Here is a 16,192-nt window from a genome sequence, read left to right on the forward strand (position 1 = left end):
GGAATACGTGTTCCCCTGTAGGAGCGGCCTTGTGTCGCGAAAGGGGCGCGAAGCGGCCCCAATGCTTTTTAGATGGTCAACGTCCAGTCATAGTCGACGATCAGCGGCGCATGCTGCGAGAAGCGCGGCTGACGCGGCAGGCGGGCGTTACGCACGAAGCGGCGCAGGCCCGGGGTGAGGATCTGGTAGTCGAACCGGTAGCCCAGGTTGAGCATCTCGGCCTGTTCGTTGTCCGGCCACCAGCTGTACTGGTCGCCTTCACGGCTGACTTCGCGCAGGGCATCGACATAGCCCATGTCGCCGGTGATCGCATCCATCCACGCCCGCTCTGGCGGCAGGAAGCCTGGCGACTGCTGGCTGTCACGCCAGTTCTTGATGTCGAGCTTCTGCTGCGCCACGTAGAACGAGCCGCAATAGATGTATTCGCGACGCTTGCGACGCTGTTTATCCAGGTACTTGGCGAAGTCGTCCATCAACTTGAATTTCTGGTTCAAGTCTTCGTCGCCGTTCATACCCGAAGGCAGCAGCAGGCTGGCAATACTGACTTTGTCGAAATCTGCTTGCAGATAACGCCCGTAGCGGTCGGCTGTCTCGAAACCCAGGCCGGTGATGACTGCCTTGGGCTGCATGCGCGAGTAAAGTGCCACGCCACCTTGGGCGGGTACCTCCGCGTCGCAGGCATAAAGGAAATAGCCATCGAGCTGGAAAGCTGGGTCGTCGAGTTCAAAGGCCGAGGCGCGGGTATCCTGAAGGCAGATGACGTCGGCATTCTGGGCTTGCAACCAGCTGAGCAATCCACGCTCGGCTGCAGCCTGAATGCCATTCACGTTCACACTGATGATCCGCATAAATGGCCCCAAAAATCTCGTGCGTGTATGATACCCGAGCTCAACCCATTTAGCTAAATCCGTGGTGTCCGGGACCTTACATGCAGCCGTATCAGCGCGACTTCATCCGTTTTGCCATCGATCGCGGCGTGCTGCGCTTCGGTGAATTCACCCTGAAATCGGGGCGTACCAGCCCGTATTTCTTCAATGCCGGCCTGTTCAACACCGGTTCCGCCCTTGCGCAACTGGGCCGTTGCTACGCGGCAGCCATTGTCGACAGCAAGATCCCGTTCGACGTGCTGTTCGGCCCAGCCTACAAGGGTATTCCCCTGGCGGCGGCCACTGCTGTGGCCCTGGCCGAGCAGCATCAGCTCGACGTGCCTTGGTGCTTCAACCGCAAGGAAGCCAAGGATCACGGCGAAGGCGGCAGCCTGGTGGGCGCGCCGTTGGCCGGTGATGTGCTGATCATCGACGATGTGATCACTGCCGGTACCGCCATTCGCGAGGTCATGCAGATCATCAACGCCCAGCAGGCCAAGGCGGCAGGCGTGTTGATCGCGCTGAACCGCGAAGAGCGCGGCAATGGCGAGCTGTCGGCGATCCAGGAAGTGGAGCGTGACTTCGGTATTCCAGTGGTCAGCATTGTTTCGCTGACTCAGGTGCTGGAGTTCCTCGCCGATGACCCGCAGCTCAAGCAGCATCTGCCGGCTGTGGAAGCTTATCGGGCGCAGTACGGGATCTGATCCTGGTCCGGTAATGAAAAAGGCGACCTTCGTGAGAAGGTCGCCTTTTTTGTGCCGCCTGTTCCGGCCCTTTCGCGGGTAAATCCGCTTCCACAAGTACATCGCTGCCTTTGAGGGCTGTGATATCCCTGTGGGAGCGGGTTTACCCGCGAAGAGGCCGGGGCAGGTTAGCCGTGACGCTTGCGGTTGGTGATCAGGGTGCCGACGCCGCTGTCGGTGAAGATCTCCAGCAGCACCGCATTCGGCACGCGGCCATCGACGATGTGCGAGCTGTTGACGCCGCCTTGGACTGCTTCCAGTGCGCACTTGATCTTCGGCAGCATGCCGCCGTAGATGGTGCCGTCGGCGATCAGTTCATTGACCTGCTCGGTGGTCAGGCCGGTCAGGACCTGGCCCTGCTTGTCCATCAGGCCGGCGATGTTGGTCAGCAGCATCAGCTTCTCGGCCTTCAGCGCTTCGGCAACCTTGCCTGCCACCAGGTCGGCGTTGATGTTGTACGACTCACCGTTGGCGCCCACGCCGATTGGCGCGATCACCGGGATGAAGTCGCCTTTCACCAGCATGTTCAGCAGGTCGGTGTTGACGCTTACCACTTCGCCGACGTGACCGATGTCGATGATTTCCGGCTGGGTCATTTCCGGGGTCTGGCGGCTGACGGTGAGCTTCTTCGCACGAATCAGCTCGGCGTCTTTGCCGGTCAGGCCGATGGCGCTGCCGCCGTGGCGGTTGATCAGGTTGACGATGTCCTTGTTGACCTGGCCGCCGAGGACCATTTCCACCACGTCCATGGTCGCGGCGTCAGTGACGCGCATGCCATCGATGAAGTGGCTCTCGATCGACAGGCGCTTGAGCAGGTCGCCGATCTGCGGGCCGCCACCGTGCACGACCACCGGGTTGATGCCCACGGCCTTCATCAGCACGATGTCACGGGCAAAGCCGGTCTTGAGCTCTTCGCTCTCCATCGCGTTGCCGCCGTACTTGATCACCAGGGTCTTGCCGACAAAGCGGCGGATGTAAGGCAGTGCTTCGGACAAAACCTCGGCTACATGGGAAGCGGCATCGCGATCGAGGGTCATGCAGGGCTCCTGTAAGGAACAGATAGTCGGTCAGAACGGCAGTTGCAGCTCAGGGGCAACCCGCAGCAACTGGGCGCGGAAAACATCCTTGATACGTTGCAACTCGGCGGCGCTTTCGGCCTCGAAACGCAGCACCAGCACCGGTGTGGTGTTGGAGGCGCGGACCAGGCCCCAGCCTTTCGGGTAGTCGACCCGCACACCGTCGATGGTGGTCAGGTTGGCTTCGCCCCATTCGGCGTCGCGTTGCAGTGCATCAATGATGCTGAATTTACCCTCGTCGGTCACATCAATGTTGATTTCCGGCGTGGAAATATCGTTCGGGAAGGCGGCAAACAGGTCTTCAGCGTTCTGCGAGGCCTTGCTGAGGATCTCCAGCAGGCGCGCGGCACTGTAGATACCGTCGTCGAAACCGTACCAGCGCTCCTTGATGAAGATGTGCCCGCTCATTTCGCCGGCCAGCAGCGAGCCGGTCTGCTTCATCTTCTTCTTGATCAGCGAGTGGCCGGTCTTCCACATCAGGGCGCGGCCACCGTGCTGTTCGATCAGCGGGGTCAGGCGGCGGGTGCATTTGACATCGAAGATGATCTCGGCGCCCGGGTTGCGTTCCAGCACGTCCAGGGCGAACAGCATCAGCAGACGGTCAGGGTAGACAATGCTGCCGGTGTTGGTCACCACGCCAACGCGGTCACCGTCGCCGTCGAACGCCAGGCCGATGTCGGCACCGGTTTCCTTGACCTTGGCGATCAGGTCTTCGAGGTTTTCCGGCTTGCCCGGGTCCGGGTGATGGTTGGGGAAGTTGCCGTCAACCTCGCAGAAAAGCGGGATGACCTCGCAGCCCAGCGCTTCGATCAATTGCGGCGCAACCACGCCAGCAGCGCCGTTGCCGCAATCCACCACTACCTTAAGCTTCTTCGCCAGCTTCACGTCTCCGACGATTTGCTGGAAGTAACGATCGAGGATCTCGACCTTTTGCACGCTGCCTTCGCCGCGTGGCACGTCGTTGGTCTGCAGGCGGGTCAGCAGGGCCTGGATCTGCTCGTTGGCCAGGGTGTCGCCCGCGATGACGATCTTGAAGCCGTTGTAGTCCGACGGGTTGTGGCTGCCGGTGAGCATCACACCGGACTTGCCGGCCAGCACGTTGGCGGCGAAGTACAGCGCCGGGGTCGGCACCAGGCCGACGTCGCTGACCTGGCAACCGGCATCGACCAGGCCTTTGATCAATTGCTCGACCAGCATCGGGCCTGACAGGCGGCCATCACGGCCAACGGAAATCTGCGGTTCGCCCTGGGCGATGGTCTGCGCGCCGATGGCGCGGCCGATCCAGTAGGCGGTTTCGCCGTGCAGGGTCTTGCCGACCACGCCGCGGATGTCATAGGCGCGGAAGATGCTAGCCGGCAGTGCCGGGACCAGGTGGGCCATGTCGTTCATCTCGGGAAACTCCATTAGTCAAAGGCTTTCTGGGCAGGCGCAAACTGAACGCTTGGACGGTGGAATCGCCAGAGAGTTCGCCATCCTTGGCCTGAACGGTCGTTGGTTGGCTCAGTGGCTACCGGAATGGCCGAAGCCGCCAGTGCCACGCTGGCTTTCGTCGAAGTTTTCGACGATGTCGAAATGCGCTTGTACCACAGGCACCAGGACAAGTTGTGCGATGCGTTCGCCGACGGCGATGGTGAACGGCGTGTTGCCACGGTTCCAGCACGACACCATCAGCTCGCCCTGGTAATCCGAATCGATCAGGCCGACCAGGTTGCCGAGCACGATGCCGTGCTTGTGGCCCAGGCCCGAGCGCGGCAGGATCATGGCCGCCAGGCCCGGGTCACCGATGTAGATCGACAGCCCGGTGGGGATCAGCAGGGTCTGGCCCGGCTCAAGGACGGTGTCCTCTTGCAGCAGGGCGCGCAGGTCGAGACCGGCGGAGCCTGGGGTGGCGTATTGCGGCAGCGGGAATTCGCTGCCCAGGCGTGGGTCGAGGATCTTGGCTTGAAGAGCGTGCATGTAACTTATTGAACCTGATTGAGCCGTTCGGCGATGAAGGCGACCAGTTGCCGGGCGATCTTGCCCTTGCTGGTCTGCGCGAAGAGGGTCTGGTGCTGCTGGCGATCGATCACGGTCAGGGCGTTTTCCTCGCTGTTGAAGCCGATGCTGGGGTTGGCCACATCATTGGCGACGATCAGGTCGAGGTTCTTGTCCTTGAGCTTGCGCGTGGCGTAATCGAGCAAGTGTTCGGTCTCGGCGGCAAAGCCGACACTGAACGGGCGGTCGGCACGGCCAGCGATGGTGGCAAGGATATCGGGATTGCGCACCATCTGCAGCAGCATGCCGTCGCCGGTCGTAGGATCCTTCTTGAGCTTTTGCGGGGCAACCACCTCTGGGCGGTAGTCCGCGACCGCGGCGGAGGCGATGAACAGGTCGCATGGCATGGCGGCTTCACAGGCCGCGAGCATGTCCCGCGCGCTGACCACGTCGATGCGTTGCACCCGGTCGGGGGTCGGCAGGTGCACAGGGCCAGTCACCAGGGTCACCCGAGCACCGGCTTCGGCGGCCGCTTCGGCCAAGGCGAAGCCCATCTTCCCGGAGCTATGATTGGTGATGTAGCGCACCGGGTCGATGTTTTCCTGGGTCGGGCCAGCGGTGATTAGCACGTGCTTGCCGGTCAGCGCCTGGCGCTTGAAGCTTTCTGCGGCGCACCAGGCCAGGTCGGTGGCTTCGAGCATGCGGCCCAGGCCCACGTCGCCACAGGCCTGGCTGCCCGAGGCCGGGCCGAACACCTGGATGCCGCGGCTCTTGAGCAGTTCGAGGTTGGCCTGGGTGGCCGGGTCGCGCCACATCGCCTGGTTCATCGCCGGGGCCACGGCCACGGTGGCGTCGGTGGCCAGCACCAGGGTGGTCAGCAGGTCGTCGGCCATGCCTTGGGCCAGGCGCGCCATGAGGTCGGCGGTAGCCGGGGCGATCAGCACCAGGTCGGCCCACTTGGCCAGTTCGATGTGGCCCATGGCCGCTTCGGCGGCAGGGTCGAGCAGATCCATGTGCACCGGGTGGCCGGACAGCGCCTGCAGGGTCAGCGGGGTGATGAATTCGGCACCACCACGGGTCATGACGACGCGCACCTGCGCGCCGTGCTCCAGGAGTCGGCGAATCAGCTCGGCGCTTTTGTAGGCGGCAATGCCACCTCCGACGCCGAGAACGATGCGCTTGCGATACAGCCGCTGCATAGGCTTGCCTTTTTCCAGTGAGAGCGGGCGGCGACGTTTGAAAATGCCTGCGGCGGAACGTCGCATGTACGAGGCGAAATAGATTAACACAGGGCCGAAACGGGCCGCAGCAAGGGCAGGGAACAGGGATGAATATCAGGGAGTGGCCGGCTGAAGAGCGGCCAAGGGAGAAGTTGATGCAGCGCGGGGCTGCAAGCCTGACCGATGCGGAGCTACTGGCCGTATTTCTGGGCTCTGGCGTGCGTGGGCGCAATGTCGTGGAGCTGGCCCGAGGCCTGCTGGTGAGGTTCGGCGGCTTGCGCCAGTTGCTGGAGGCCGACCGTGAAGCCTTCGTCGGTGAGCTTGGGCTGGGCCCGGTAAGGTACGGTCAGTTGCAGGCATTGCTGGAGATCGGGCGCAGGCACCTGGCTACCGCTATCGAGCGCGAGTCGGCCATGGACAGCCCGGCAGCCGTGCGGCGCTATCTGAAATCCATGCTGCGCCATGAGGTGAGCGAGGTGTTCGGCTGCCTGTTTCTGGATACCAAGCACCGGCCACTGGCGTTCGAGATCCTGTTCAGGGGCACGATAGACCGGGCGAGTGTCTACCCGCGCGAAGTGGTGCGTCGGGCGTTGCAGCACAACGCGGCGGCGCTGATCTTGTGCCACAACCACCCCTCGGGGCACAGCGAGCCCAGCCAGGACGATGTGCACCTTACCCTGTCGCTGAAACGGGGGTTGGCGCTGATCGATGTGCGGGTGCTGGACCACATCATCATTGGCGACGGGGAGCCGCTGTCGATGGTCGAGCAGGGGTGGGTGGCGGCTTAGGCGGGGTAATGCGGTCAGGGCTGCAAGGCGCCTGCCTTGAGGGATGTGGCGCCTGTGGGACCGAGCGCCGCCCGCGCGGCGCATCGCGGATAAATCCGCTCCTACATCTGTTGCAACGTGCCGAACCTATCAGGCCATGGCCACGTTGCAGCAAATGTAGGAGCGGATTTATCCGCGATGCGCCGCGCGGGCGGTGCTCGGTCTCGTAGGCGCCAAGAACCTCAAGGCAGGCACCCCAGAAGACTCACCGATCCACCGACACCTTGCTGAAGTCCAGCCGCCCGAACGGACTCACCTGATAGCCCTCGACACCTTGGCGCAACAGCGTCGCTGCCGTCGGATGCGCCAGCGGCACCCACAGCGCCTGCTGCTGGATCAAGGTCTGCGCCTGTTGGTACAGCCGGCTGCGTACACTCTGGTCGTTGGTGGTGCGCCCGGCACTGATCAACTGGTCCAGGCGGGTGTCGCAAAAGCGTGCGAAGTTGGTGCCCGATTGCACCGCAGCGCAGGAAAACTGCGGGCTGAGGAAGTTGTCCGGGTCGCCGTTGTCACCGGCCCAGCCCATGAACAGCAGGTCATGCTCACCCGCCTTGGCCCGGCGGATCAGCTCGCCCCACTCGATCACGCGGATCTCTGCCTTGATGCCGATCTTCGCCAGGTCGGCCTGGAGCATCTGTGCCCCCAGGCTCGGGTTGGGGTTGAGCAGGCTACCCGACGGGCGGGTCCAGATGGTGGTGCTGAAGCCGTCAGCCACGCCAGCCTTGGCCAGTAGCGCCTTGGCCTTGGTCAGGTCCAGCGGGTAGCCGGGCAGGTCCTTGGCGTAGCTCCAGGTGTTGGGCGGGTAGGGGCCATTGGCGGCGGTGGCGGTGTCTTCGAACACGGCCTTGAGGTAGGCCTGCTTGTCGAAGGCCAAGTTGATTGCCTGGCGTACTTCAGGCTTGTCCAGCGGCGGGTGTTCGCTATTGATGGCGACGAAGGCGGTCATGAACGCCGGGGTGGTGGCGACCTTCAGGTTCCCGTCCTTGCCGGCTTCGGCGATGTCCACCGGTTTGGGTGACAGGGCCACCTGGCATTCGTTGCGCTTGAGCTTCTGCAGGCGAACGTTGGCATCGGTGGTGATGGCGAAGATCAGCGGGTCGACCGCCGGCTTGCCGTCGAAGTAATCCGGGTTGGCGCGGTAGCGCACCACGGCATCCTTCTGGAAGCGCTGGAACACGAACGGGCCGGTGCCGATCGGCTGGCTGTTGAGTTTTTCCGGGCTGCCTTCCTTGAGCAGCTTGTCGGCGTATTCGGCCGAGTAGATCGAGGCGAAGCCCATACTCAGGGTGGCCAGGAAGGTGGCGTCGGCGTGGGTCAGGGTGAAGCGCACGGTGTTTGGCTCTGGGGCCTCGATGGCCTTGATCAGGCTACCCAGTTGCAGCGACTGGGCGTGCGGGTAGCCGCCCGGAGCGGTCTTGTGCCAGGCGTGGGCGGGGTAGAGCATGCGCTGGAAGCTGAACAGCACGTCGTCGGCATTCAGCTCACGGGTTGGCTTGAAGTACGGCGTTGTGTGGAACTTGACGCCCTCGCGCAGCTTGAAGTCATAGACCAGGCCGTCGGCCGAAACGCTCCAGCTCTGCGCCAGGCTCGGCACGACCTTGCCTTGGGCGGCATCGAATTCAACCAGGCGGTTCATCAGCACGTCGGCCGAGGCGTTGGTGGTGGTCAGCGAGTTATACTGGACCACATCGAAGCCTTCGGGGCTGGCCTCGCTGCATACGCTCAGCGGTGCGGCCTGGGCGGCGCCTGCGGCAAGCAAAGAAGTGAACAATAAGGAAAGGGCGGCAGCACGCATCGTGGCTCCTTGGCTGGTCAGTGGCCCATCTGCCGGTGCAGTCTGGAAACGTCCTACCCTAGTGCGCGTTTTCGCAAATGACCACCTTCTTTTTCAGACGCTTGGCGACGAGCGGTCGACAGCGCGCCGGGCGAGTCGTTATGCTGCTCGCGCGCGATTTGCAGCACATGGAAGCTCATCTTCTGTTGTTGCGGCGTAGTCTTTCTGGTATAAAGCAGCGCTCTTTTCTAGGGGCTCGGCCTGTCGCATCAGCGGATCCGGTCGATAAGACCTCCAGAATCACGGCGCCTGGCGCCAAAGACTGAGAGATTAAGCGGCCAACCCATGCCGGGTTGGGCATGTGGTTTTAGAGGGCTGAGTCATGTCGAGAGTCTGTCAAGTTACTGGTAAGGGTCCAGTAACCGGGAACAACATTTCCCACGCAAACAACAAAACCCGTCGTCGTTTCCTGCCGAACCTGCAGCACCACCGTTTCTGGGTTGAATCCGAGAAGCGTTTCGTGCGTCTGCGCGTATCCGCCAAAGGCATGCGTATCATCGACAAGCGCGGCATCGACGCCGTTCTGGTTGACATCCGTAAAGCTGGCGCCAAGGTTTAAGGGAGAACATCATGCGTGAATTGATCCGTCTGGTTTCGAGTGCCGGTACCGGCCACTTCTACACCACCGACAAGAACAAGCGCACCACCCCGGACAAAATCGAGATCAAGAAATACGATCCGGTTGTTCGCAAGCACGTGGTGTACAAGGAAGCCAAGATCAAGTAATTGATCGGCGACCTAAAAAAACCCGCATCCGAAAGGACGCGGGTTTTTTTATGGCTGGCGTTCTGAATTAGCCGAATCTGCACCCTTCAATCATCCCTTTCGCGTTGGTGTGCAGGTTGATGCGATTGGGGTTGAATTCGCGGGTGGAGAAGTCGCCTGGTCCAATGACGGGGCGATGAGTGATTGTCTTGATCTTTTCCTTGACCGCAGGAGAGTAGGTGGTGCCGATGAAGTCTTTCACAGCCTGTAAGGTCTGCGCGTCTGTCATCGGCGTTGGCTTCTTCTGGGGTGGCCGGATCGTTGCGGCAGCACCCGCGGCAGCAATGATGCTAGCGGAGATCTTGGTGCTTGCTTCGGGCAGCGATTTATCTTTTGGCATGTCGAGTTCCTTTGATCAGGGTTGGCTCAATGTGAGCCCGGTGATGCTGAGCCATCACAATGCGTGCATGCGGTAGATAGTCACTGCCTCACCGCTCTGATCATTTCTGCTCGAACATCACATAAATCTTACGGCAAGGCTCCAGTACCTCCCAGGTGCCCTTGAACCCGGCCGGGATAACAAACCGATCACCGGTACGCAGGGTCTTGGCACCGCCGTCCTGGTCGCGCAGCACCGAAACGCCATGGACGATCTCGCAGTACTCGTGCTCGGTGTAGTTCACCGTCCACTGCCCCACCTCACCTTCCCACACGCCTGCAGCAAACTGTCCGCAAGGGCTGGAGTAGTGGTTATAGACCGCTTGGTCTGGCTCGCCCTTGAGGATTTTTTCCGCCGCCGGGCGGTAGCGTTCGGCCTCGGTGATGACCTGCGCGAAGTCGATGATGCTGTCGATTCTCATGGTGCGGCTCCTGTTGTTGTTTAATAAAATGAACATCAGTAGGCTTTTGAGCCTTTCGTGTCAAATATATTGATAGTTTACACCGGCTGGTTTAGGGTATCGCTTGCCAGTGTGCGCTCGTCGCCCGGCCAGAATTCTGACAACGCCTGTGAGTCCTCAGTGCGGCGTTGCACCTAAACAAGAGGAGGAGTTTCGTATGACTACCCTGACCCGTGCGGACTGGGAACAACGTGCCCAGCAACTGAAGATCGAAGGCCGCGCCTTCATCAACGGCGAATACACCGATGCCGCATCCGGTGAAACCTTCGAGTGCCTGAGCCCGGTCGACGGACGCTTCCTGGCCAAGGTTGCCAGCTGCGACCTCGCCGATGCCAACCGCGCTGTGGAAAACGCCCGCGCCACCTTCGATTCCGGCGTCTGGTCGCAACTGGCTCCGGCCAAGCGCAAGGCCAAGCTGATCCGCTTTGCCGACCTGTTGCGCAAGAACGTCGAAGAGCTGGCGCTGCTGGAAACCCTGGACATGGGCAAGCCGATCGGCGACTCCTCCAGCATCGACGTGCCGGGCGCGGCGCAAGCCATTCACTGGACCGCCGAAGCCATCGACAAAGTCTACGACGAAGTCGCCCCGACTCCACATGACCAGCTCGGCCTGGTTACCCGTGAGCCGGTGGGTGTGGTCGGTGCCATCGTGCCGTGGAACTTCCCGCTGCTGATGGCCTGCTGGAAAATCGCCCCGGCCTTGGCTACCGGTAACTCGCTGGTGCTCAAACCGTCCGAAAAATCCCCGCTGACCGCCATCCGCATCGCCCAGCTGGCGATCGAAGCCGGCATCCCGGCTGGCGTGCTGAACGTGCTGCCAGGCTACGGCCACACCGTGGGCAAGGCCTTGGCCCTGCACATGGACGTCGACACCCTGGTGTTCACCGGCTCCACCAAGATCGCCAAGCAACTGATGGTTTATGCGGGCGAGTCGAACATGAAGCGCATCTGGCTGGAAGCCGGTGGCAAGAGCCCGAACATCGTCTTCGCCGACGCCCCGGACCTGCAAGCCGCCGCTGAAGCTGCCGCCAGCGCCATCGCCTTCAACCAGGGTGAAGTCTGCACCGCCGGCTCCCGCCTGCTGGTCGAGCGTTCGATCAAGGACAAGTTCCTGCCTATGGTGGTCGAGGCCCTCAAAGGCTGGAAGCCAGGCAACCCGCTGGACCCGCAGACCACCGTCGGTGCCCTGGTCGACACCCAGCAGATGAACACCGTGCTGTCGTACATCGATGCTGGCCACAAGGACGGCGCCAAGCTGCTGGCCGGCGGCAAGCGCACCCTGGAAGAAACCGGTGGCACCTACGTCGAGCCGACCATCTTCGACGGCGTGACCAACGCCATGAAGATTGCCCAGGAAGAAATCTTCGGCCCAGTGCTGTCGGTGATCGCCTTCGACACCGCCGAAGAAGCCATTGCCATCGCCAACGACACCCCGTATGGCCTGGCAGCCGGTATCTGGACCTCGGACATCTCCAAGGCCCATAAGACCGCCCGTGCCGTGCGCGCTGGCAGCGTCTGGGTCAACCAGTACGACGGCGGCGACATGACCGCACCGTTCGGTGGTTTCAAGCAGTCGGGCAACGGCCGTGACAAGTCGCTGCACGCGCTGGAGAAGTACACCGAGCTGAAGGCGACCTGGATCAAGTTGTAATCCGGTAGTCTTCTTCGCGGGCGAGCCCGCTCCCACAAGTACTCCGCTGCGCTCAAGGCCGGCGGCGGGCTTGTGGGAGCGGGCTCGCCCGCGAATGGGCCTGAACAATTCTGCCTGGGAGGCTGCAATGCGTTGGGGAACCTACTTTGCCGTACTGGCGTCGGTGCTCAGTGTCGGGCTTGCGCTCGGTGTGAGCATGCCGCTGGTGTCCCTGCGCCTTGAGGCCTGGGGCTACGGAGGGTTCGCCATCGGTGTGATGGCGGCGATGCCGGCACTGGGCGTGCTGCTCGGAGCCAGCCTGGCCAGCCGCCTGGCGGGCTGGGTCGGCGTACCCTCGGCGATGCGCCTGTGCCTGTGGGGCGGGGCGCTGTCGATCGGCCTGCTCGCCTTGCTGCCAAGCTACCCGCTGTGGCTGGCCCTGCGCCTGCTGATCGGCATGTCGCTGACAGTAGTGTTCATTCTTGGCGAAAGCTGGATCAACCAGCTGGTGGTCGAGCAATGGCGCGGCCGCCTGGTGGCGCTGTATGGCAGCAGCTATGCCCTGAGCCAGCTAGCCGGGCCGCTGGTGCTGGGTTTCCTGGGTTCTGACGATGACTTCGGCTTCTGGGCTGCGACCGCGCTGTTGCTGTTGGCACCCTTGCTGCTGCTCGGGCGTGGCGGCGCACCCAGTACCGAAGCCTGCAGCGTGACCTTCGGCGACCTGTTCGCCTTCTGTCGCCGCTTGCCGGTGATTGCCTGGGCTGTCGCCCTGTTTGCCGCCTTCGAGGCGATGATTCTTACCTTGTTGCCGGTGTATTGCCTGCAGCAAGGCTTCAGCACTGAAATCGCCCTGTTCATGGTCAGCACTGTGGTGGTGGGCGATGCCGTGCTGCAGTTACCGATTGGCGCACTGGCCGACTATTTGTCACGACAGGCGCTGTTCACCGGTTGTGCGCTGACCTTGATGGTGTCCAGCCTGGCGATTCCGCTGCTGTTGGACACGCAGCTGATCTGGCCCCTGTGGGTACTGTTCGGGGCCAGCGCCGGTGGCCTGTTCACCTTGTCGCTGATCTTGATCGGCGAGCGCTACCGCGATGATGCACTGGTACGGGCCAACGCCCATGTGGCCCAGCTATGGGGCATCGGTTGCCTGCTTGGGCCGTTGCTGGCCGGGGCGGGGAGCCAGTGGGTCAGTGGCCATGCACTGCTGTGGCTGATGGCGGCGGGGGCTGCCGGCCTTGTACTGCTGACCCGCAGACGCGGAGCCTTCGAGCCAGCCTCGGCCTGAACCTACAACATTTTCTCCAGGCCTACGGCCTTGCTGATCCAGGCGTTGAAACGCCGCCAGATGCCACCCGGCTCTGAGGTCAGCATGTGCCGTTGGCCATTGTCCTCGGTCGCCCAGACCAGTTTGTCACCTACCAGCTTCACTTGGTAACTCAACGCCGGTGCCATACCTTGCTGGGCCAGCTCGCGGGTGTATTCGGCCAGCTCCGGGCTGTCGACCAGCACACCGACCTCGGTGTTCCACAGCACCGAACGAGGGTCGAAGTTGAACGAACCGATGAAGGTCTTGCGCCGGTCGAACACGATGGCCTTGGTGTGCAGGCTCGAGTCCGAGCTGCTGCCATGGAAGCTCAGGCGCGCTGGAGACGGGGCTCCGGGCTGACGACGCAGTTCGAACAGCTGCACGCCGTGCTCGAGCAGCGCTCGGCGATAGGGTGCATAGCCGCCATGCACCGCCGGCACATCGGTGGCTTCCAGCGAGTTGGTCAGCAACTTCACCGAAGCCCCGGCATCTGCCCGGCCGGTCAGGTACAGCAAGCCTGGTTCGCCCGGTACGAAATAGGCCGACATCAGGATCAGTTCGCGGTGCACGTTGGCCAGGTCCGGTGCCAGTTGTTGGCTCAGCAGCAGTTGCGGATCTGGTTCATCATCGGCCAGCACCTTGCTCGGTGCATCCCAGAGTGCCTGGGCGTGGGCCCAGATCAGCTCGTTGCGCCATACATCCAGGCGTGGCTGCGACTGATACGACATGAGCCGGTCGTACAGCGCCTTGCGCTGCACCCGCGCCTGGGCCAGGGACACTTCCAGGCGCTGGCGGCTGGCGCGCAGGTCATCGGCATCCGGGGCACGCCAAAGGAAGTCGGTGATCGGCCGGCTGAGGGCGCTGTTCCAGTACTGGTCGAAGCTGTGCCCCAGCTGCTCGGCTACCGGGCCGATGCCGAGCAGGTCGATGTCGGTAAAGTTCAGATTGGGTTCGGCATCGAAATATTCGTCTCCCAGGTTGCGCCCGCCGACGATGGCCATGCTGTTGTCCACCAGGAACAACTTGTTGTGCATGCGCCGGTGCTGGCGCGACAGGTTGAACAGGCGGCCGACGGCGCGCGTGACGCCTGTGCTACGCCCCAGGTGCAGCGGGTTGAATACTCGGATCTGGATGTTCGGGTGGGCATCGAGAGTGCCCATGATGGTATCCAGGCCATCGCTGGTGGTGTCGTCAAGCAAGATGCGCACGCGCACGCCGCGGTCGGCTGCACGCAGCAGTTCGTGCACCAGGGCACGGGTGCTCAGTCCATCGTGGACGATGTAGTACTGCAGGTCGATGCTCGCCTGGGCGTTGCGAATCAGCTCGGCGCGGGCGCGGAAGGCCTCGTTGCTGTTGGGCAGCAGGCGAAAGCCAGAGCGCCCTTCATAGGGCGCGGCCTGGCGCAGCACCGAGCGGCCGAAGGCCGACTCGCTGGCCGGCAGCGCCTGGCTGGTTTCGCGGGGCGTGCCGACGCTGGCACAGCCGGCAAGGCCGAGCAGCAGCATCAGCAGCAGAGGCAGAGCTCGCTGGAGTCTCAAGGGTGAATCGTCCTGTACAGCAAAGGCCTGAGAAGTTGGACCGTGGAGGGCGGCGCAAAGTTACCCGTCAGTGTCTTCTTCAACCAGTAGACGAAGGGCGGTTTCCCCCACTTTGCGTACCGCATCCTCGATTTGCGCGGTTGGCCGCGCGGCGAAGTTCATGCGCAGGCAGTGGCGAAATTTGCCCGATGCCGAAAAAATGCTGCCTACGGCCACTTGCACGCCCTGCTCCAGTAAAGCGCGGTTCAGGCGCAGCGTATCGAAATGTTCGGGCAATTCCACCCACAGCATGAAGCCGCCCTGGGGCCGGCTGACACGGGTGCCGGCTGGGAAGTAGCGGCTTACCCAGTCGCTCATCAGGTCGCGGCCGCGTTGGTACTGGCTGCGCATGCGGCGCACGTGCGGCTGGTAATGCCCGGCGGCGATGAAGTCGGCGATGGCCAGCTGTGGCTGAGTGGCGGTACTTCCAGTGCTGATGTACTTCATGTGCAGCACCCGCTCCAGGTAGCGGCCGGGGGCGACCCAGCCGATGCGCAGGCCGGGGGCGAGGGTCTTGGAGAAAGAACTGCAGAGCAGCACGCGGCCGTCGTCGTCGAACGACTTGAGGGTGCGCGGGCGCGGGTAGGTGTAGGCCAGGTCGCCATACACGTCGTCTTCAAGGATCGCCACATCGTAGCGCTGGGCCAGGCTCAGCAGGGCCTTCTTGCGCGCCTCGGGCATGATGTAGCCGAGCGGGTTGTTGCAGCTGGGGGTGATCTGGATGAGCTTGATCGGCCATTGCTCCAGCGCAAGTTCCAGGGCTTCGAGGCTGATGCCGGTGAGCGGGTCGGTGGGAATTTCCAAGGCCCTCATGCCCAGGCCCTTGAGGGTCTGCATGGCGCCGTGAAAGCTTGGCGAATCGACCGCGACGATATCGCCCGGCTCACAGACCGCGCGGATGCTGCACGACAACGCCTCGTGGCAGCCGGTGGTCACCACCAGGTCGGCCGGGCCCAGGCGGCAGCCGGAGTCGAGCATCAGCCGGGCGATCTGCTCGCGCAGTGCCAGGTTGCCGTGGATGTTGTCGTAGTACAGGCCCGGCATGTCCTGGCGCCGGCTCAGCTGGGCGAGGCTGCGCAGCAGCGGCTTGAGGGTTGGGCTGTCGATGTCGGGCATGCCGCGGCCGAGCTGGATCACGCCCTGACGCGGGGTACTGCGCACCAGCTCCAGCACCTGTTCCCATTGCGAGATATCTACCGGGCGCTGGGCTGGGCGGCTGATCGCAGGCAGGGCGGGGAGGTGGCGATGGTCGCTGACGAAGTAGCCGGACTTGGGCCGTGGCGAGACCATGCCGCTGTCTTCGAGCATGCGGTAGGCCTGCTGCACGGTACTCAGGCTGACGCCGTGCTCCACGCTCAGGGCGCGCACCGATGGCAGGCGCTGGCCGGGGCGGTAGAGGCCCTGTTCGATGCGCGCGCCGAGCAGTTCGGCGAGGTTCAGGTAAAGGGTCACGGCATACTCCTGCGCTTCCTGTAGGAAGCAACCAGTACAGTTACGCTGAAAATACATCATTCAGCCGTCAGTCGACACAT

The 16,192-nt window shown here is 62.9% G+C and carries 15 protein-coding genes and 1 pseudogene; 6 read left to right on the forward strand and 10 right to left on the reverse strand.

All coding sequences use genetic code 11. The annotated features are described in order from the left end of the window. Nucleotides 1-68: 68 nt before the first annotated feature. Nucleotides 69-848, reverse strand: a complete 780-nt coding sequence (locus BUQ73_RS26710) for an exodeoxyribonuclease III (protein WP_008091582.1) — start codon at nt 846-848, stop codon at nt 69-71. Nucleotides 849-928: 80 nt separating this feature from the next. Here BUQ73_RS26710 and pyrE point away from each other — a divergent pair, with 80 nt between their 5' ends. Continuing rightward, nucleotides 929-1,570 carry an orotate phosphoribosyltransferase gene (pyrE, locus tag BUQ73_RS26715; RefSeq protein ID WP_011536401.1) on the forward strand — a complete coding sequence of 214 codons (642 nt, stop codon included), beginning with the start codon at nt 929-931 and terminating at the stop codon, nt 1,568-1,570. Nucleotides 1,571-1,737: 167 nt separating this feature from the next. Here the strand turns inward: pyrE and argB are convergent, their stop codons facing one another. From argB to coaBC, 4 genes and pseudogenes are all read right to left on the reverse strand, one after another. Next, nucleotides 1,738-2,646, reverse strand: a complete 909-nt coding sequence (argB, locus tag BUQ73_RS26720; protein WP_079230326.1) for an acetylglutamate kinase — start codon at nt 2,644-2,646, stop codon at nt 1,738-1,740. Between the two features lie 30 nt (nt 2,647-2,676). Then, nucleotides 2,677-4,050 (reverse strand): annotated as a pseudogene (locus tag BUQ73_RS26725) (phosphomannomutase/phosphoglucomutase); the annotation flags it as partial. Nucleotides 4,051-4,185: 135 nt separating this feature from the next. Continuing rightward, nucleotides 4,186-4,641: a dUTP diphosphatase gene (gene dut / locus BUQ73_RS26730; RefSeq protein ID WP_079230328.1), complete on the reverse strand. Its 456-nt coding sequence runs from the start codon at nt 4,639-4,641 to the stop codon at nt 4,186-4,188. Nucleotides 4,642-4,646: 5 nt separating this feature from the next. After that, nucleotides 4,647-5,858: a bifunctional phosphopantothenoylcysteine decarboxylase/phosphopantothenate--cysteine ligase CoaBC gene (gene coaBC / locus BUQ73_RS26735; protein WP_079230329.1), complete on the reverse strand. Its 1,212-nt coding sequence runs from the start codon at nt 5,856-5,858 to the stop codon at nt 4,647-4,649. A 128-nt stretch (nt 5,859-5,986) separates the two neighbouring features. Here coaBC and radC point away from each other — a divergent pair, with 128 nt between their 5' ends. Continuing rightward, nucleotides 5,987-6,667, forward strand: a complete 681-nt coding sequence (radC, locus tag BUQ73_RS26740) for a RadC family protein (protein WP_079230330.1) — start codon at nt 5,987-5,989, stop codon at nt 6,665-6,667. A 244-nt stretch (nt 6,668-6,911) separates the two neighbouring features. On the opposite strand, the gene BUQ73_RS26745 is transcribed toward radC, so the two are convergent. Then, nucleotides 6,912-8,501: an ABC transporter substrate-binding protein gene (locus BUQ73_RS26745; protein WP_079230331.1), complete on the reverse strand. Its 1,590-nt coding sequence runs from the start codon at nt 8,499-8,501 to the stop codon at nt 6,912-6,914. Between the two features lie 361 nt (nt 8,502-8,862). Between BUQ73_RS26745 and rpmB the strand changes: the two genes are divergently transcribed. After that, nucleotides 8,863-9,099 (forward strand): 50S ribosomal protein L28, encoded by a 237-nt coding sequence (gene rpmB / locus BUQ73_RS26750; protein ID WP_003253504.1) that lies wholly within the window; start codon nt 8,863-8,865, stop codon nt 9,097-9,099. 11 nt (nt 9,100-9,110) lie between these two features. Beyond that, a complete protein-coding gene (rpmG, locus tag BUQ73_RS26755) occupies nt 9,111-9,266 on the forward strand; it encodes a 50S ribosomal protein L33 (RefSeq protein ID WP_003253507.1) in 156 nt (51 codons plus the stop codon). Between the two features lie 67 nt (nt 9,267-9,333). Here the strand turns inward: rpmG and BUQ73_RS26760 are convergent, their stop codons facing one another. Together BUQ73_RS26760 and BUQ73_RS26765 are read right to left on the reverse strand one after the other, a co-directional pair. Further along, nucleotides 9,334-9,645: an I78 family peptidase inhibitor gene (locus tag BUQ73_RS26760; protein WP_079230332.1), complete on the reverse strand. Its 312-nt coding sequence runs from the start codon at nt 9,643-9,645 to the stop codon at nt 9,334-9,336. Nucleotides 9,646-9,745: 100 nt separating this feature from the next. After that, entirely contained in the window at nt 9,746-10,105 is a 360-nt protein-coding gene (locus BUQ73_RS26765) for a cupin domain-containing protein (RefSeq protein WP_016502222.1), read from the reverse strand. Between the two features lie 196 nt (nt 10,106-10,301). On the opposite strand from BUQ73_RS26765, the gene BUQ73_RS26770 reads away from it, so the two are divergent. Together BUQ73_RS26770 and BUQ73_RS26775 are read left to right on the forward strand one after the other, a co-directional pair. Next, nucleotides 10,302-11,795, forward strand: coding sequence for an aldehyde dehydrogenase (locus BUQ73_RS26770; protein WP_079230333.1), 1,494 nt, complete (start codon nt 10,302-10,304; stop codon nt 11,793-11,795). A gap of 127 nt (nt 11,796-11,922) precedes the next feature. Next, on the forward strand, nt 11,923-13,062 hold the full coding sequence (locus tag BUQ73_RS26775; RefSeq protein ID WP_079230631.1) for an MFS transporter: 1,140 nt from the start codon (nt 11,923-11,925) through the stop codon (nt 13,060-13,062). Between the two features lie 2 nt (nt 13,063-13,064). Here BUQ73_RS26775 and BUQ73_RS26780 read toward each other — a convergent pair whose 3' ends face one another. Together BUQ73_RS26780 and BUQ73_RS26785 are read right to left on the reverse strand one after the other, a co-directional pair. Next, nucleotides 13,065-14,621: a phospholipase D family protein gene (locus BUQ73_RS26780; protein ID WP_079230334.1), complete on the reverse strand. Its 1,557-nt coding sequence runs from the start codon at nt 14,619-14,621 to the stop codon at nt 13,065-13,067. Nucleotides 14,622-14,681: 60 nt separating this feature from the next. Continuing rightward, nucleotides 14,682-16,112: a PLP-dependent aminotransferase family protein gene (locus BUQ73_RS26785; RefSeq protein WP_192858676.1), complete on the reverse strand. Its 1,431-nt coding sequence runs from the start codon at nt 16,110-16,112 to the stop codon at nt 14,682-14,684. Nucleotides 16,113-16,192: the final 80 nt, after the last annotated feature.

Source organism: Pseudomonas putida (assembly GCF_002025705.1).
GTDB lineage: Bacteria > Pseudomonadota > Gammaproteobacteria > Pseudomonadales > Pseudomonadaceae > Aquipseudomonas > Aquipseudomonas putida_J.